This window comes from Desulfosarcina sp. BuS5, assembly GCF_028752835.1.
GTDB lineage: Bacteria > Desulfobacterota > Desulfobacteria > Desulfobacterales > BuS5 > BuS5.
In genome coordinates this window covers 4,017,441-4,034,757 of sequence record NZ_CP087952.1, presented here as the reverse complement: position 1 = coordinate 4,034,757, position 17,317 = coordinate 4,017,441, and the positions used below count along the sequence as shown (strand labels likewise).

Sequence of the window (17,317 nt, the reverse complement as noted above, 5' to 3'; positions counted from 1 at the left end):
TAAGCAGTCAGCGGTTAGGTGCCTGTTTTTTGCAGGCACCCGGCTGATCAATCAGGATGGAAATATTAAAAAGTGATTTTATGCTTCAGGATTGTCCGGTTCAATCAGTGCGGATTTATAATTCCACGGCATCCATTTGTCTGGGGATTCTGACAACTCAGAGGCATGTTCCAGCAGTGCTGTCAGGTAATCAAAAGGATTGGTACCGGATAAATTACAGGTATGAATCAGACTCATGAACAGATCACCTACCATGGCACCATGCTCAGTTTTATAAAACAGAGCATTCTTGCGATGCAGAACGACCTTTTTCAAAGCCTGTTCGCAAATATTGTTGTCCAAAGGTACACCTGGTTCCCTGAGAAAAAGGGTCAACGCCTCCCAATGTTTGAGCATGTAGCCAATAGCCTGGCCCAGCCCGCTGTTGGGCTCCACCAAATGTTGGTCTATTTGTTTGTGAAACCAGGTGTTGAGCTTTTTCATCAGCGGACCGCTGTTGTCCTGATGAAACCGTAGCCGTTCTTCAGCTTCCATGTTCTGTTCTTTGGTAATCTTATCATTTTTATATACCTCTGCGAGGATTTCGAGTACATAACTGCACTCTTCCGGGAAGCTTTGCAGTACGTCAACAAACTGTCTTCGTCCATGTGTAAGACAATTTGCCAGCAGAGTTTCGAATTCTTTGGGAACATTTCTGGACAGAGCATCACACATCTGAATGGGTGGGCTCAGACCAATACGACGCTTAAGTAAATCCATCAAGTTTTCTCCGGCATGCTGACGGCCGGTAAAAAACAGTGCAATTTTATGATCATCGGTTTTTGACAGTATACCCGTGGTAAATATACCTTTACGTTCCGGGTTATTTTCTTTGTTTTCCTTCATCAGGGACAAAACCTTCATAGTGGTGTCATCATTATGAATGATATCGCCCTGAGCGCCCTGACGGATAAATTCCTGATAAATCGGAGTAAGTTCCATTGCCATTTGATCGACAATCTCGAACTGTGTCGATGCAGGCAATGGTATGCCAAGACTTTGCTGAAGATCTTTAAGTCTGTTAAATGGCATACCGGTACCATATTTCAAAAGAGCAATCATGGCCTTGGCTTTTGCATCATATTTGTCTTCACCCACATTTTCAGGTGTCGATGCGGTGAAAATTGCTCCACAGAGATTACAGCGTAAACGCTGCATTTCATAGACAGTTCCACTTAATGGAGCGTTTCCGGTGATGCGTATGATTCGCTGCGGCTCCTTTAATTCATATACCTTGCCCTTTAAACATTCAGGGCAGTTGTCTCCAGGTTTAAGAGTATCATGGAAGACTCTGACTTTTTTTGCCCCGGTATAATTTTTAGCAGGTTTGCGGCCATGACCTTTTTTAGCTTTAACAGAATTCTTCTTTTTTGGGTGAGCCTTTGTTTTTCCAGTTTTTTCGGTAGTTGCACCAAACAGCATGCGCAACAGCCGTCGTATGGAGGCGGCTTTATTGTCCACACACTGACTTAAAAGGTAGATAGTGTCAGCCATAGCCTTGATGAGTTCATAGTCCTCAGGTGGCAACAGTTCTTTAACACGCTTTAAAAGAGCATCTAACTGCTTGACGTCCAGGTCTATACGTTCCGGGGTCTTCACTGTGTGTCCCCCCGTAAAAGGCTGCGAAAATTTTTGGCTAATGGATATCCCCAAACAGCCTTTATAGATCGGTTCGGTTTAAATGTTTGATCATTTTTACCCCTGCCGGTGGTGTCTCCAAGATACTTCCAGTTCGCAGCCTTGTAACAGGTACCGGCAAAACGGGTTTTGTCCACAAAAGTTTCAAGGTACCAGATGGGATGATTGTAGATTTTACGCCAATCCAGGGCCAAGATTTTTATCATGTGACCAAGAAGATGGGAGGCCAGATGTGGTACGCGCACCCATGGTAGAATTAAAAATCGTGTATTATACGCCAAAAGGTGCAGATTTTTTTTACGCGTCTTCGCATCCCAGCCGATAAACCTGTCCCTGCAGCCTATATGCCTCGCTGCAGAAGACCAGGCAAAACATGCTATTGGCCGCCCATCAGTATAAACGATGTATTTCAGCTGTTCGCCCACTGAATGGCAGTAACCCAGATAATGGTAATACTCGATCAGGCTGTTGAACATTTTTTCATGCGGGCTTCTGCGTACCTGGCAAAATTCAAGCGGCCGTATTTTGGCTAATTTTGTTTCCAGTAAAGTTTGATTGATCTGAATTTTTTTAGGTTTTCTACGTTCTACAAATGGATTATGGGGATTACATTTTTTGTCCGGCAGACGTATGAATCCTGCACGGTGCAGTTCTAACATCATACCCCGACAGACCATATCACGCAATGCCCCATTGGCCTGGACCCAATTCCAGGCTATGCACAGTTTTCTGGAAAGCGCCCGGCGGCTGGCATCCGGATTTTGAGCAATAAGCTCCTTGATAAAAATAATATCTTTGTCAGTAACGACTCTGCCTCTATACGTAAACATGGGCATCAAATATCACATTTTTTACTGGAACGCAAGTCATTAAATATTTTTTTCTATTTTTTTACAGGAATTGGCCGCCACAATGGTGCAACATGAGCCTTTACAGGATTACCGTTCCAGATCAGAAGCTGCAGTTCATGAACGGCCAGAGGCCTGACCGCCTCACCGGATTTGTTTGGCCACCAGTTGAAACGTCCCTTAGACAGCCTTTTCTGACACATCCAGAATCCTTGGCCATCATACATAATGATCTTTATGGCAGTTGCCTTTTTATTACGAAAAATAAAAACATACCCTGAAAATGGATCGGAGCGCAGCACCTGCCGACAAACAGCATTTAGACCGTCGATACCTTTTCTGAAATCCACCGGGTCTATGGCCAGCAGGATACGCATTTGCGGAGTTATCTGAATCATGGCTGACTCCAAAACTGTTGGGTTATATTGATCAAGTCAGAACTGTCCGCAATTTGCATTGTCATCCTGGCACCGTTCTGATGTTGCATCTCGATAATGCCCTTGAAAGGCAAAGGGGCTTGGGCTACATCAAGTTCGATGAAAGATGCCGTCGGCACGGACGGATTTGGTGATATATTCTGGACGTAATGCTTTAGCTTGGTATGGTTGAGGCTCAAGGCTTTTGATATACGGTGCAGAGAATAGGCAGGGTATAACGAGGCAGCGGCTTCCCATAATGCTTCCGGAATGGCTTTACCTCTATCCCGGCTGTTACGCCATTGTTTAAATTTTTCCCGTACTTCATCCAGACTGTACTCGCCTGAAGGCTGCATAAGATTCATCGGTCATCCTCCTTATATAATATTACGTGATTTGAATGACCGATACTACCTTATTTGAATTTGTTTTTCATGCACGCTTGCCGAAAGGACACTGTGTATCTCCCATAATTCCTGCCAAAAAAACGTTATACCCTGCTTCACCTTCCCTGCAGTGGGTCGCTTGGGCATCACTTCCCCACCTTTCCGATCAAGATAGTTCAATTCTTAATCATCGGTACTATGATCTGCTAAGACTTCCGAATGTTTATCTCAGGTTCGTTCGCTCTTCGCTATCCTCCCCTGATACCTTGTATCGCCCATCTTTTAATGTTTGTGTTTCTGCCAATGGCAGACTCGTTGCAAGGCGGGACATTCCTATGCAACGCCGGGATTTCGCTTGCGCTGGATTTCCTGTTACCGTTCTTTTTACCCAAGGAAACATCCGGGTCTCCCAAGTTCCCGAGCTACCCCTTTGAGTACATGCCCTGGTCTAAGACCCCGGTGGTGTCCTGAATACTTGCCTTAGCATATTCAGGACTGCTGCCTTCCGCTGTCTCCAAAGCGTCGGCTTTTTCCTGCAAGCAGGATTATCACAATGACCACAACCATACATTTTTCGGGGCTCAATACAGAGCCTGCAATCTTGCTCCGTCCAGCTCCAGACTCCCGTTACCGGGTTTACCTGTGGACTTCGCTACTGACCTGCTGGTTAGTCTTTAGTCAGGTGGGACTATCTTAACATCAATGCCAGAGCAAGCCCTGCAGAGATGAAGGAAACAAACCGTTTCCCGAGCACCCACTTGGTAACAATATCGAGTTTCAAAGACCTTGTGTCTTATCCCAACGATTCGGATTTATCTTGGCACGAGGAGCGCCTTGTTAGCTGTCTTTCCAATATCGTTCTTGCAGGTACGACAATATTGATTTTGTATCTTTACAGGTTGCAACTGGACTCAAAAATTCATCAGGTGAAATCACTAAGTACCTTTCTGGTTCTTTTAATACGGACTCCCATGCTTCCGACATATTTTTTCCTGACAGTTTTGGTGATGTAACTCTATCTCTCAACTCTGTATTTTGTTTAGGGATAATATGTAAATGGAGATATTCATCACATTGATATTCCCTTGCATTAACCATCATCCAACCAAGTAAAGTTTGCCTCATAAGCTGATAAAACGGTTCATAATAGAATGCCTCAAAATCTCTTATCGTTATTGGTGATTCAAAATGATCCATCAATTTATCGTAAATATTGTATCGTTGCGGAATATATTTATTCTCTTCCCTATATTCCTCTGTGTATTTCCACTCAATTAGAATTAAAACGTTACTTTCGTTGTCTTTTTTGCCAACCATAACCGCATCTACAGAGGTGCAATTAGCACCACGAGTGTGTGTTTTTTCATTCAAGTAATTGTCTTTACCAATCACTTCAAATTCCACAAACCCATCATCAACAAGTACAGCTTCTTTTATTTTGTTTGATATTTTTTTTAGAATTGCTGAGGCAATATCTTTTCTTTGACGAACAAAAAATAAATGATTAACACAAGCTATCTGAGAGGAAAGCAAATGCCCGGTAGGTTCATTTTTATCTTGCCCCATCCACCACGATATTTGATTTCTTTCAAAGTAGTTTATTGCATCTTCTCGAATACCTGCCCATAAATTTAGTGTTGGATCTTGTAAAACAAAATCTCGTTTCTTATTAAAAAATATTCCGTTTCCTGGGTCACGAAATAATTCCCCTCTTACCTTTGCAGCTTTTTTCCTTTCATTTTCACGATAACTCATAACAACTCCATTTTTACAGCTAATCGCGGTGCTGACCGGCACCGGGGGCCGGTCAAGTACCTTGTTCTGGCGCGGAGCGCCGGAGCAAGGTACTTGACGAAGTCAGCACCGCGATTCTCGGCGGCGCAGCCGCCGAGAACGGCGCGCATCACCGGCGGCAAAAAGCAAAGCGAGGAACGAGCGACGCTTTTTGCTGCCCGAGTGCATGCGATTGTTAGCCCATCTTATACACAGTTATTCCTATCCAGCATGCAGTTATTACCCTGCTCGGATGTCTCAACCTGAATTGTCGAATGCTCTATTCTAAAATGATCGTGAAGGTGCTGCTGGAGTCTTTGTAGGAAATTATTGTCTAACGATTCGCTGTTAACCACTATATGAACAGTCAGGGCAATTTCGGTCGTGCTCAAAGGCCAGACATGCAAATCGTGAATGCGGCAGACATGTTCGAAGCTGTTCAAGTATTGCCTGATTCCGGCAATGTCTATACTCTTTGGCACAGCATCGATAGAGTAGTTGATGGAATCACGTAGTAACCCCCATGTCCCGATAAAGGTAACAGCGACAATCACAAGGCTAACAACAGGATCAATCCAAAGCCAGCCTTTGGCTAGAACGAATATGCCAGCTATAACCACGCCCAAGGATACCCCGGCATCAGCAGCCATATGAAGGAAAGCCCCTCGAATATTTAAATCATGCTTTTGACCTTTGAAAAAAAGTAACGCAGTCAAAGTGTTGATCACGACGCCTATTCCCGCCACGATAATAACAGTCATACCTTTAACGGGCTGTGGGCTGGAAAAGCGCCCGACGGCTTTCCAAGTAATACCTCCAAGTGCAACAAGTAAAAGTATTGCGCTGACCATAGAAGCCATGACGGTAACCTTTCGGAGGCCATACGTTCTCTTTTCTGTTGCAGCTTTTGTAGCGAGTACGCTTGCCCCCCAGGCAAGCAATAAGCTGACCACATCACTTAAGTTATGTCCTGCGTCTGCTATCAGTGCAAGTGAGTCAGCAAATACTCCATAGCCGGCTTCAATCGCAACGAAGACGATATTGAGTATAACGCCAATAGCAAAGGAGCGATTGTAATTACCTATCTCATGACTGTGATCGTGACTCATATCATTTTCTGGTGTAGGGCTAACGCCGGCTGTTGAGCCGCGAGAATCGCAGGCACTGAATGAAAAAGGCGGTTTTTTTTCATTCAGTGTCGAGAATCGCAGTCGGCTCGAACGCCCTTGATAGGTGGAGCGTGAGCGGAACCTGTCAAGGACGTTCGAGGAACTCGACAGCCGGCGATAAGTTGACCGTGTGCGTAGCGTAGCGGAGCTCACGGTCAACTTATCGACAGGGTCTGCTGCGCCGGACCGCCAGAGCGAAGCGGCGGCGGTGCGGCGTCAGCAGCACCCATTTGTTAGCATTTCCTTCCGTGCTCCAGAATCAGGTCCGAAGCCCAGTCGATTGCTTCCGGGTATTCATCACAGTCGAGCACGAATTCCTGTCCTCGTGCCACCGCCCTCAGCTTTGAACGTGAGCCGACTCTCCCCCATCGGCCAGGGTCGGAATGGTACGTCAGGGGCGTTCGCCCCTCCCCGGGATGGAACCATCCCGGGAGTTCCCAGGTGCTGGTGTTGTCCGTGTTGGGCGCAGTCAATTGCAGCTCACGCGAGAACTGTGGAAATACCCCCGCACCCGGCAAATCGCCTTCCGCCGCGAGGTCGGTTGCGAGGTGGCGCCGCGCCACGTAGACCATATTGTTCCGGTCGCTTCCACGATGGAAGTGTGGATGGTACTCCGCCCAACGGCACTCAGTAGGCGTCGCCACGCCGAGCGGCAGAGTCTCGGCGATTTGGAGCCACCCCCACAGGACATGACGTGGCCGGCTATTGGCGGCCCAGTGATGGATCCCGTTGCTGCTCTCTACGCCACGAAAAAGACCGAAAAAGAGAAAGAGATCGCCAACTCCCACTTCGCACTTCCGAAGGTGACCTTGTGCTTGGCCGGTCTGCCCGAAGATTGGTCGCCATCCTTGTTTTCGGGAAAGGCTGTCCCGAACGATGTCTGGATCGATATGGGCACGGTACTTCGAGGGAACGCGCCCTCGAGTGAGTTCCTCAACAAGCGGGCCAATCGAGCCGCCCTCGTACTGTATCTCCCCGTAGGTGACAACCGATTTCTTGTCTGGAATGGGCAAGGAAAGCATCCGGCCATCCGGGAAGATCGGGCTTGGCACCCCACCTGAAGCTGAGTCGAATCCCTTTCTGCTGAGAATCAGCTTCATGCCTTCTGCCTCCATGACATGTCACTGCTCGGCCATTTCGTCGGTGGTGCGCTGACCCCCTGAGGAAACGATGAGATGAACTCCAGGAAGTCGTCAATGGTCTCTCTGGAGAACCGGTTCTTGTGCGCCCGCCCCACCTTTAGTTCTTCCAAGTACGGCGGCAACTCCGGCCCGGAAGCCCCGAAGTAGTGAAACCTCCTCGCTACGAGAACATTCACCCCACCCAAATCATGAGCCTTCGTCTTGGGGTTCTCTTCGTCTCCGTGCGAGTGCATGGAGCGTAACTGCTGGAAATCGCCATCCGGTAGTGGCTTGTAGATGTTGTCCCCCGCCTTCCAAACCACTTCGGCTCGGGTGTAGTCAGGTATCTTGTCGGAAAAACGTCGGTCGCGGAAGTAACTCGCGTAGTCGAGAATCTCATCGACCTCCATGGCGAAGACTACCCGATTCCCTCTGGCCTTTGGGCTGAGCCCGACGATCCATTCTCCCACTTCAGCCGTCCGTCGGATTGCGGGCTTACAGTCGGCAAGCGTACAGCAACCCCAGAACGGATTGGGCGAGAACCCGGTGTCGTGTGTCACGATGTAGGAATAGAGCTTCATGGGTTGCATGTCCTTCCGCTGCTAACACATGGGTCACTTGCCGACATGAGCGCAGCGAAATGGCGGTCAAGTGCACCCGCTTGTTATGTATCTTCAATTATTGTTCTCTGGATCAGAATCGATTTTCTTTATAGCTTTTTCAATTTCAAGCCGCAAATATTTATCTGTTTTCTCTTCCCGTAACATATTCTCAAGCACCGGCAGGGCAGAGCGGGCATCATGACCGATCTGCGATAAAGTTCTTACCGTAGATGCCTGAATCCACTTATCTTTATTGCTCTCTCTATTATTTTCAAGTGATGCTATCAACACATTTACAACATCAGAATTTATATATCCGAGGCCAACCATCCATTTAGCAGCCCGAAGTCTATAAGTTGTTTTTTGGGATTTTAAAATCCTCAACAAAACAGGCAAGGCAGGTTTCAACTGGACATCGAGAATCGCAGGAAACTTTGACAGTGGAGTAGTAGTCGAGAATGGATATGGTTGAGGCTTGGATGAATTTTTGGCCGCTATATAATATCCTGCAGAAAGGTATCCTTCGGCATAGACATCCAATGAAAAGGACCCCCCAAACCATCCGCCTCTGCGTCTTGGCCTTTTGATTTCATAATGTCCTTTTTCATCTGAAATAGCGTGAGCATAAACAACGTAATCTCCAATATGAGGATAGGGGAAATCCCAGCAAGCCCATATTGCAACAATTTTGGCACCTGCTATCGGTTTTCCTGTAGATGCATCCAAAACCGTTCCGCTGTACGGTCCGTCAAAAGGCAATGGATGTATTAAATAGCCTATATAACCACGATTGGTTAAAATGAACAAAACCAGGAATATCGAGGCCGGAATCAAAAATATTTTAATCAATATCTTTTTCAAGTCAGACATCCCTCTGAATCAAACATTTCATTAATGATTCGCCAAACTCAATTATAGCCATTACCTGCTTGGCATCCTTGGGGTAATTGGTTTCTGACAAATTGATAATTATTCCGTCTGGAGTAAAAACCATTCCGGAACTGTTTTTAAGAAAGTTCACAATTTCTGAATGTGATGATGCACTGTATTGAACCAATAGGTCCTGCAAGTGCCTGGGAACCAGTATGTCTCCCGATTCCCTGCTTCCTGTGTTTACAATGTATTTCTTCTTAAACTCTTCAGAAAGCCCCTGATCATACTCATCGAGGTTAATGCCCATCATCTTAGACATGGATATGGCAAATTTAAAGGTTGCATTCATATCAGGACGAACTCTTATCGTAAAACTGTCCGGCAACCCTGTCCCCTCCATGATGACAAACTTTAATTTATGATCATGACGTGCTTTTCTTTTCCCTCCTGAAGCACGGTATTTCTGGATATCCACCGCTTCGCAAAGATATCCTTGAAAACGCTTTATTTTATAGACTGCCCCCAGTTTCGTCTTTGTCCTCTTGCTCATTTTGGATGGGTTTAGAAACGATTCAATGTATTTTCTTTCTTGGGAACTCTTTTTAACCTTTTGCAAGTCCGCCACAGATCCGTCCTTTAGAAGTTTATCAAGTACTTTGGGAGGAGAGGTTATAAAGCGGTAGAGTAGATAAAAAGCAATTGTAAAAAGGGCGACTGAACTCCAACCAATTATATCAGTATTAGACATAGAAAAGTCTCCTTATGAACCTAAATTGGTGGAAACAGAACTAACAAAACAATAACGTATTGTATTGTCAGCAATGCTGCAACGGCAAGGCTACAAAAAATAAAACAAATGAATTTTCTTTTGCTTTTAAAAATGCTTAATTTATTTTCACCGCCTATTAAGCCCAATATAGCGTCAATAAACAATAGATATCCTAAGCCTATCATCGATATCCACACCCAGTCTGAAAAGCGATAACAAAGCAAAATTGGTCCAAGAAAAAACATACCAACAGCAATAATTATTTCAATTACTTCTTTGCCTAACAAACCAGAAAAAGAGAATCTATTAATGGTCAATTTATTCCTCTTTGACGTATGATCCATGAAAATACAACCTTGTAAATTATTCACTCGTTATTATTGTTTGGCATAACGCCGGCTGTTGAGCCGCGAGAATCGCAGGCACTGGCTGAAAAAGGCAATTTTTTTTCAGCCAGTGCTGAGAATCGCAGTCGGCTCCAACGTCCTTGATAGGTGGAGCGTGAGCGGGAACCTATCAAGGACGTTGGAGGAACTCGACAGCCGGCGATAAGTTGACCGTGTGAGTAGCGTAGCGGAGCTCACGGTCAACTTATCGACCGAGATCACTTGCCCGCCCCTGATTTGGCAACCAACTACATGCGGAGCATAAGGCTTGAACAACCTCATGAAAACGGGCGTGCTCGCGGGTCAAGTTCCAGGTAGGAGCATCGGTTACCCGACGCCCCCCCTACAAACCCGTACGTGAAGATTTCCCTCATACGGTTCCTCGGTTCAAATCCTTTTTACCGGATTATCAACCAAACAGGCGACACCCCGTTTGGCGTATAACTTTGCAGCCCTTACGGCATCAAATATTATGGACTATTCTGGGTAATGGCAGTGGGTATGTTGTGCGCAAGTCCTCGAACATTACTTCGCCCTTGTGACTTCTTCGGCTTAACCATCGACGCCATGCTTTCTCAGTATATTCAAACACAACTTCCAGCACTTTGTAGTTACTTATTACTCCAAAGTACTGGTAAAAACCTCGCAGTTTACTGCAAAGAATCTCATACTGCTCGGCCATTGGCTTATGACGGTTATCCTTGCACCATATCCATATTCTCTTCATAAAACGGCTTGAACGCTTTCTTGCCGTCTTTTTCTTTATTACCATGTACCCTTTTAATGATTTTGACCAGTAAAATGTAAACCCTAAAAAATCAAACGTCCCGTTTCCCTTTCCGCTAATGCGTTTGGAAAATCGAATCAGTTTTGTCTTTTCCGGGTGAAGTGACAGCTCGAACTGTTCGAACCGCCTGGGTAATACATCCATGACACGCAATGCGTCTTTTTCATACTCGAACCCGAGGATGAAATCATCCGCCCAGCGTATGATGGAGCATCTCCCTTTCATCCGGGGGATCACTTCTTTCACGTACCAGTCATCTAAAACATAATGAAGAAAGATATTACTGAGCACAGGGGAAATTACTCCTCCCTGTGGAGTGCCCGTTTCAGAGTACGTCAGGTTGCCTTCCTCCATTACGCCTGCATTCAACCACTTCCCTATCAGGCGAATCATTCCGCCGTCACTTACTCTCCGACGTATCATGTCTTTAAGTAACTCGTGATTAATATTGTCAAATAGTCCTGTAATATCTGCGCTTACTATCCAGCTGATATTCTGCTTCAAGCATTGCTCACGTAAATCTTTGATTGCCATGTGTTGGCTCCGACCTTTTCTGAATGCATGGGAAAAATTGTAAAAATTCCTGTCAAATATGACATTCAATATGGCTGCTGCTGCTTTCTGGACAATTTTATCCTCAAGTACAGGTATGCCAATTGGACGCTTTTTCCCTCCTTCCTTGTCTATCCAGATACGCTTTACAGGAGACGCAACGTACTGTCCTCTCCGCAGTCGTTCATACAGATTATAGAGGTTTTGATCAAGATTTTCGGCATACTCCTTTGCCGTAACCTTGTCCACTCCTGCAGATTTGCTTTTCCGAATTTTACGAAAGGATTGTTTCAGTAAATCAAAGTCTATCCGATGGACTACTGATGTAAATACCAGTTCAGGATTACTTTGAGCAAGCAGCTCGATTTTGATAAGGGATGACCCACCTGTTAACACCGGTGGTTGTCCCCATTCTATCGGTCTGGAATTGCAAGCGACCGTTCTTGCAATTTCTCGGCTTTTTGTTGATATGGTTTGTGACATCTGTGTATCTCCCATAATTCCTGCCAAAAAAACGTTATACCCTGCTTCACCTTCCCTGCAGTGGGTCGCTTGGGCATCACTTCCCCACCTTTCCGATCAAGATAGTTCAATTCTTAATCATCGGTACTATGATCTGCTAAGACTTCCGAATGTTTATCTCAGGTTCGTTCGCTCTTCGCTATCCTCCCCTGATACCTTGTATCGCCCATCTTTTAATGTTTGTGTTTCTGCCAATGGCAGACTCGTTGCAAGGCGGGACATTCCTATGCAACGCCGGGATTTCGCTTGCGCTGGATTTCCTGTTACCGTTCTTTTTACCCAAGGAAACATCCGGGTCTCCCAAGTTCCCGAGCTACCCCTTTGAGTACATGCCCTGGTCTAAGACCCCGGTGGTGTCCTGAATACTTGCCTTAGCATATTCAGGACTGCTGCCTTCCGCTGTCTCCAAAGCGTCGGCTTTTTCCTGCAAGCAGGATTATCACAATGACCACAACCATACATTTTTCGGGGCTCAATACAGAGCCTGCAATCTTGCTCCGTCCAGCTCCAGACTCCCGTTACCGGGTTTACCTGTGGACTTCGCTACTGACCTGCTGGTTAGTCTTTAGTCAGGTGGGACTATCTTAACATCAATGCCAGAGCAAGCCCTGCAGAGATGAAGGAAACAAACCGTTTCCCGAGCACCCACTTGGTAACAATATCGAGTTTCAAAGACCTTGTGTCTTATCCCAACGATTCGGATTTATCTTGGCACGAGAATTGATTTGTTGTGTGATTACTATGAGTTATCGTTAATATTAGCCCAAGTAAGTTATATGTGATCTATGCCCACCACCTAGTGGCGAAGTCTTCAACCAATAATTGGCTTCTCTCTTTAAGGTCTTTCTTCTTGAAGGATTTAGTCTGTGACAGCAGAGTAGCTAATTGTTGTGTCATCTTGAATTTGCTTTTGCTGTATCCCGCAACTTTGTCTGATAAATCTGAATTTTTAATAGAGCTATTTATCTTTTTCTCCAAGAGGGATAAATTGCCAATTAAATTTTTATATTCATCGAAGTCTTCATTGTTCTTGAAGCCAAAACTGCGTGGCTTAAATTTAGGTGTCTGAGATAAAATATGTTCAATAGTTGGATCGTTATCCATTATTTTTTTCAATTCTTTAAGTGTATATTTTCTTTTAGATAATCTTTCACAATAATCAATAAAAAGAAGCCTCAGTAGTCCTGTCTGCTTATAATAATCGTAGTCGGACAAGTAATCTTTGAATCTGTCATTGCTAATTTCAAAAGAGTTGAACCAAAGCAAATGTTCTTCTATTTCATCAATTGTCCATTCTTCATGGTTTAGGCTATATGCAAATTCTGCAACATGCTTTTTCCCTGCATAATCTCTAATCTTAAAAACACGAACATCAATTATTTCAATCATATCAAGAACAGAAATAGCTTTTGAAGGTAACTTCTTCTCTAGAAAGCCACATATTTCCAATTGAGTTATTACTGGATAGTAAACAGCAGACAATCCAAGGATGCTAAATATTTTGTAATATCTTTCATTTTCAGTTGTTCTTGAGATTATTTTCTTGAATGCTCTAACATAATTTAAAAGACTATCTATATATGTTGTTATGAACTCATCAAGTTCATCAGTTGTGCCATTCTTTCTGTAATCTACTAACGCTAGTTTTACATTGTCCATTACCTGTTGAGCTGTTGGGTCATAGCTGTCCTCAGAAAAACATATATGGTGTTGCCTCAAAAGGTCATCTTCAGTGAATAATTTCGAGCTAATTATGTTTATACCTTGTTCTTCACCAATTAATTTTATATCGTCATATAGTTCGAATATTTCACCAAATATATTGTTTATTTTGTCATCATATTTTGCTTCAAGGTATTTGTTGGAAAAGTAAAATATCAAACTTTTCATTTTATCCATGCGGGATAGTTCTTTTCCTCTATCGTTTACAGTTTGAAATATACGTATGGCATCTGACTCGTTATTCGTGTCCTTTCGGCAAGCGTGCATGAAAAACAAATTCAAATAAGGTAGTATCGGTCATTCAAATCACGTAATATTATATAAGGAGGATGACCGATGAATCTTATGCAGCCTTCAGGCGAGTACAGTCTGGATGAAGTACGGGAAAAATTTAAACAATGGCGTAACAGCCGGGATAGAGGTAAAGCCATTCCGGAAGCATTATGGGAAGCCGCTGCCTCGTTATACCCTGCCTATTCTCTGCACCGTATATCAAAAGCCTTGAGCCTCAACCATACCAAGCTAAAGCATTACGTCCAGAATATATCACCAAATCCGTCCGTGCCGACGGCATCTTTCATCGAACTTGATGTAGCCCAAGCCCCTTTGCCTTTCAAGGGCATTATCGAGATGCAACATCAGAACGGTGCCAGGATGACAATGCAAATTGCGGACAGTTCTGACTTGATCAATATAACCCAACAGTTTTGGAGTCAGCCATGATTCAGATAACTCCGCAAATGCGTATCCTGCTGGCCATAGACCCGGTGGATTTCAGAAAAGGTATCGACGGTCTAAATGCTGTTTGTCGGCAGGTGCTGCGCTCCGATCCATTTTCAGGGTATGTTTTTATTTTTCGTAATAAAAAGGCAACTGCCATAAAGATCATTATGTATGATGGCCAAGGATTCTGGATGTGTCAGAAAAGGCTGTCTAAGGGACGTTTCAACTGGTGGCCAAACAAATCCGGTGAGGCGGTCAGGCCTCTGGCCGTTCATGAACTGCAGCTTCTGATCTGGAACGGTAATCCTGTAAAGGCTCATGTTGCACCATTGTGGCGGCCAATTCCTGTAAAAAAATAAAAAAAAATATTTAATGACTTGCGTTCCAGTAAAAAATGTGATATTTGATGCCCATGTTTACGTATAGAGGCAGAGTCGTTACTGACAAAGATATTATTTTTATCAAGGAGCTTATTGCTCAAAATCCGGATGCCAGCCGCCGGGCGCTTTCCAGAAAACTGTGCATAGCCTGGAATTGGGTCCAGGCCAATGGGGCATTGCGTGATATGGTCTGTCGGGGTATGATGTTAGAACTGCACCGTGCAGGATTCATACGTCTGCCGGACAAAAAATGTAATCCCCATAATCCATTTGTAGAACGTAGAAAACCTAAAAAAATTCAGATCAATCAAACTTTACTGGAAACAAAATTAGCCAAAATACGGCCGCTTGAATTTTGCCAGGTACGCAGAAGCCCGCATGAAAAAATGTTCAACAGCCTGATCGAGTATTACCATTATCTGGGTTACTGCCATTCAGTGGGCGAACAGCTGAAATACATCGTTTATACTGATGGGCGGCCAATAGCATGTTTTGCCTGGTCTTCTGCAGCGAGGCATATAGGCTGCAGGGACAGGTTTATCGGCTGGGATGCGAAGACGCGTAAAAAAAATCTGCACCTTTTGGCGTATAATACACGATTTTTAATTCTACCATGGGTGCGCGTACCACATCTGGCCTCCCATCTTCTTGGTCACATGATAAAAATCTTGGCCCTGGATTGGCGTAAAATCTACAATCATCCCATCTGGTACCTTGAAACTTTTGTGGACAAAACCCGTTTTGCCGGTACCTGTTACAAGGCTGCGAACTGGAAGTATCTTGGAGACACCACCGGCAGGGGTAAAAATGATCAAACATTTAAACCGAACCGATCTATAAAGGCTGTTTGGGGATATCCATTAGCCAAAAATTTTCGCAGCCTTTTACGGGGGGACACACAGTGAAGACCCCGGAACGTATAGACCTGGACGTCAAGCAGTTAGATGCTCTTTTAAAGCGTGTTAAAGAACTGTTGCCACCTGAGGACTATGAACTCATCAAGGCTATGGCTGACACTATCTACCTTTTAAGTCAGTGTGTGGACAATAAAGCCGCCTCCATACGACGGCTGTTGCGCATGCTGTTTGGTGCAACTACCGAAAAAACTGGAAAAACAAAGGCTCACCCAAAAAAGAAGAATTCTGTTAAAGCTAAAAAAGGTCATGGCCGCAAACCTGCTAAAAATTATACCGGGGCAAAAAAAGTCAGAGTCTTCCATGATACTCTTAAACCTGGAGACAACTGCCCTGAATGTTTAAAGGGCAAGGTATATGAATTAAAGGAGCCGCAGCGAATCATACGCATCACCGGAAACGCTCCATTAAGTGGAACTGTCTATGAAATGCAGCGTTTACGCTGTAATCTCTGTGGAGCAATTTTCACCGCATCGACACCTGAAAATGTGGGTGAAGACAAATATGATGCAAAAGCCAAGGCCATGATTGCTCTTTTGAAATATGGTACCGGTATGCCATTTAACAGACTTAAAGATCTTCAGCAAAGTCTTGGCATACCATTGCCTGCATCGACACAGTTCGAGATTGTCGATCAAATGGCAATGGAACTTACTCCGATTTATCAGGAATTTATCCGTCAGGGCGCTCAGGGCGATATCATTCATAATGATGACACCACTATGAAGGTTTTGTCCCTGATGAAGGAAAACAAAGAAAATAACCCGGAACGTAAAGGTATATTTACCACGGGTATACTGTCAAAAACCGATGATCATAAAATTGCACTGTTTTTTACCGGCCGTCAGCATGCCGGAGAAAACTTGATGGATTTACTTAAGCGTCGTATTGGTCTGAGCCCACCCATTCAGATGTGTGATGCTCTGTCCAGAAATGTTCCCAAAGAATTCGAAACTCTGCTGGCAAATTGTCTTACACATGGACGAAGACAGTTTGTTGACGTACTGCAAAGCTTCCCGGAAGAGTGCAGTTATGTACTCGAAATCCTCGCAGAGGTATATAAAAATGATAAGATTACCAAAGAACAGAACATGGAAGCTGAAGAACGGCTGCGGTTTCATCAGGACAACAGCGGTCCGCTGATGAAAAAGCTCAACACCTGGTTTCACAAACAAATAGACCAACATTTGGTGGAGCCCAACAGCGGGCTGGGCCAGGCTATTGGCTACATGCTCAAACATTGGGAGGCGTTGACCCTTTTTCTCAGGGAACCAGGTGTACCTTTGGACAACAATATTTGCGAACAGGCTTTGAAAAAGGTCGTTCTGCATCGCAAGAATGCTCTGTTTTATAAAACTGAGCATGGTGCCATGGTAGGTGATCTGTTCATGAGTCTGATTCATACCTGTAATTTATCCGGTACCAATCCTTTTGATTACCTGACAGCACTGCTGGAACATGCCTCTGAGTTGTCAGAATCCCCAGATAAATGGATGCCGTGGAATTATAAATCCGCACTGATTGAACCGGACAATCCTGAAGCATAAAATCACTTTTTAATATTTCCATCCTGATTGATCAGCCGGGTGCCTGCAAAAAACAGGCACCTAACCGCTGACTGCTTACCTACGCCAAATTTTTTTTTGCGCTATGCACGCTTGCCGAAAGGACACCGTTATTCTCAACGAATTCTAGGA

The 17,317-nt window shown here is 44.5% G+C and carries 17 protein-coding genes; 4 read left to right on the top strand and 13 right to left on the bottom strand.

All coding sequences use genetic code 11. The annotated features are described in order from the left end of the window. Window positions 1-78: 78 nt before the first annotated feature. The 13 genes from tnpC (BuS5_RS19475) to BuS5_RS19415 all read right to left on the bottom strand — a co-directional run bounded on the left by tnpC (BuS5_RS19475) (window position 79) and on the right by BuS5_RS19415 (window position 13,780). Entirely contained in the window at window positions 79-1,638 is a 1,560-nt protein-coding gene (gene tnpC, locus BuS5_RS19475) for an IS66 family transposase (RefSeq protein WP_274427632.1), read from the bottom strand. Beyond that, entirely contained in the window at window positions 1,635-2,507 is an 873-nt protein-coding gene (locus BuS5_RS19470) for a DUF4338 domain-containing protein (RefSeq protein WP_274427862.1), read from the bottom strand. The genes tnpC (BuS5_RS19475) and BuS5_RS19470 overlap by 4 nt, the downstream gene beginning before the upstream one ends. A 53-nt stretch (window positions 2,508-2,560) precedes the next feature. Beyond that, window positions 2,561-2,923, bottom strand: a complete 363-nt coding sequence (gene tnpB, locus BuS5_RS19465) for an IS66 family insertion sequence element accessory protein TnpB (RefSeq protein WP_274427634.1) — start codon at window positions 2,921-2,923, stop codon at window positions 2,561-2,563. Continuing rightward, window positions 2,920-3,306, bottom strand: a complete 387-nt coding sequence (locus BuS5_RS19460; protein WP_274427635.1) for a hypothetical protein — start codon at window positions 3,304-3,306, stop codon at window positions 2,920-2,922. Before BuS5_RS19460 ends, tnpB (BuS5_RS19465) begins: the two co-directional genes overlap by 4 nt. Before the next feature lie 858 nt (window positions 3,307-4,164). After that, window positions 4,165-5,082, bottom strand: a complete 918-nt coding sequence (locus tag BuS5_RS19455; protein WP_027354949.1) for a PGN_0703 family putative restriction endonuclease — start codon at window positions 5,080-5,082, stop codon at window positions 4,165-4,167. Window positions 5,083-5,306: 224 nt separating this feature from the next. Then, window positions 5,307-6,209, bottom strand: a complete 903-nt coding sequence (locus BuS5_RS19450; RefSeq protein WP_027354948.1) for a cation diffusion facilitator family transporter — start codon at window positions 6,207-6,209, stop codon at window positions 5,307-5,309. 293 nt (window positions 6,210-6,502) lie between these two features. Then, complete coding sequence (locus BuS5_RS19445) at window positions 6,503-7,369, bottom strand: hypothetical protein (RefSeq protein WP_027354947.1); 867 nt, start codon at window positions 7,367-7,369, stop codon at window positions 6,503-6,505. Next, entirely contained in the window at window positions 7,366-7,971 is a 606-nt protein-coding gene (locus BuS5_RS19440; RefSeq protein WP_051375156.1) for a hypothetical protein, read from the bottom strand. The genes BuS5_RS19445 and BuS5_RS19440 overlap by 4 nt, the downstream gene beginning before the upstream one ends. Before the next feature lie 93 nt (window positions 7,972-8,064). Continuing rightward, window positions 8,065-8,841: a hypothetical protein gene (locus BuS5_RS19435; RefSeq protein WP_274427906.1), complete on the bottom strand. Its 777-nt coding sequence runs from the start codon at window positions 8,839-8,841 to the stop codon at window positions 8,065-8,067. Between the two features lie 13 nt (window positions 8,842-8,854). Beyond that, window positions 8,855-9,613 (bottom strand): hypothetical protein, encoded by a 759-nt coding sequence (locus BuS5_RS19430; protein ID WP_027354945.1) that lies wholly within the window; start codon window positions 9,611-9,613, stop codon window positions 8,855-8,857. A gap of 20 nt (window positions 9,614-9,633) precedes the next feature. After that, entirely contained in the window at window positions 9,634-9,951 is a 318-nt protein-coding gene (locus BuS5_RS19425) for a hypothetical protein (RefSeq protein ID WP_157487473.1), read from the bottom strand. 532 nt (window positions 9,952-10,483) lie between these two features. Beyond that, window positions 10,484-11,857, bottom strand: coding sequence for a group II intron reverse transcriptase/maturase (ltrA, locus tag BuS5_RS19420; RefSeq protein WP_036019348.1), 1,374 nt, complete (start codon window positions 11,855-11,857; stop codon window positions 10,484-10,486). An 807-nt stretch (window positions 11,858-12,664) separates the two neighbouring features. Then, the gene (locus tag BuS5_RS19415; RefSeq protein WP_027355167.1) at window positions 12,665-13,780 is read right to left on the bottom strand and encodes an HNH endonuclease family protein; all 1,116 of its coding nucleotides are present in this window, start codon (window positions 13,778-13,780) and stop codon (window positions 12,665-12,667) included. Window positions 13,781-13,939: 159 nt separating this feature from the next. Here BuS5_RS19415 and BuS5_RS19410 point away from each other — a divergent pair, with 159 nt between their 5' ends. Genes BuS5_RS19410 through tnpC (BuS5_RS19395) form a run of 4 tightly spaced genes read left to right on the top strand, consistent with a single transcriptional unit; the run spans window position 13,940 to window position 17,167 of the window. Next, window positions 13,940-14,326, top strand: coding sequence for a hypothetical protein (locus BuS5_RS19410; protein ID WP_274427635.1), 387 nt, complete (start codon window positions 13,940-13,942; stop codon window positions 14,324-14,326). Beyond that, the gene (gene tnpB / locus BuS5_RS19405; protein WP_274427634.1) at window positions 14,323-14,685 is read left to right on the top strand and encodes an IS66 family insertion sequence element accessory protein TnpB; all 363 of its coding nucleotides are present in this window, start codon (window positions 14,323-14,325) and stop codon (window positions 14,683-14,685) included. Before BuS5_RS19410 ends, tnpB (BuS5_RS19405) begins: the two co-directional genes overlap by 4 nt. 53 nt (window positions 14,686-14,738) lie before the next feature. Then, entirely contained in the window at window positions 14,739-15,611 is an 873-nt protein-coding gene (locus BuS5_RS19400; RefSeq protein ID WP_274427862.1) for a DUF4338 domain-containing protein, read from the top strand. After that, entirely contained in the window at window positions 15,608-17,167 is a 1,560-nt protein-coding gene (tnpC, locus tag BuS5_RS19395; protein ID WP_274427632.1) for an IS66 family transposase, read from the top strand. Before BuS5_RS19400 ends, tnpC (BuS5_RS19395) begins: the two co-directional genes overlap by 4 nt. Window positions 17,168-17,317 lie beyond the last annotated feature (150 nt).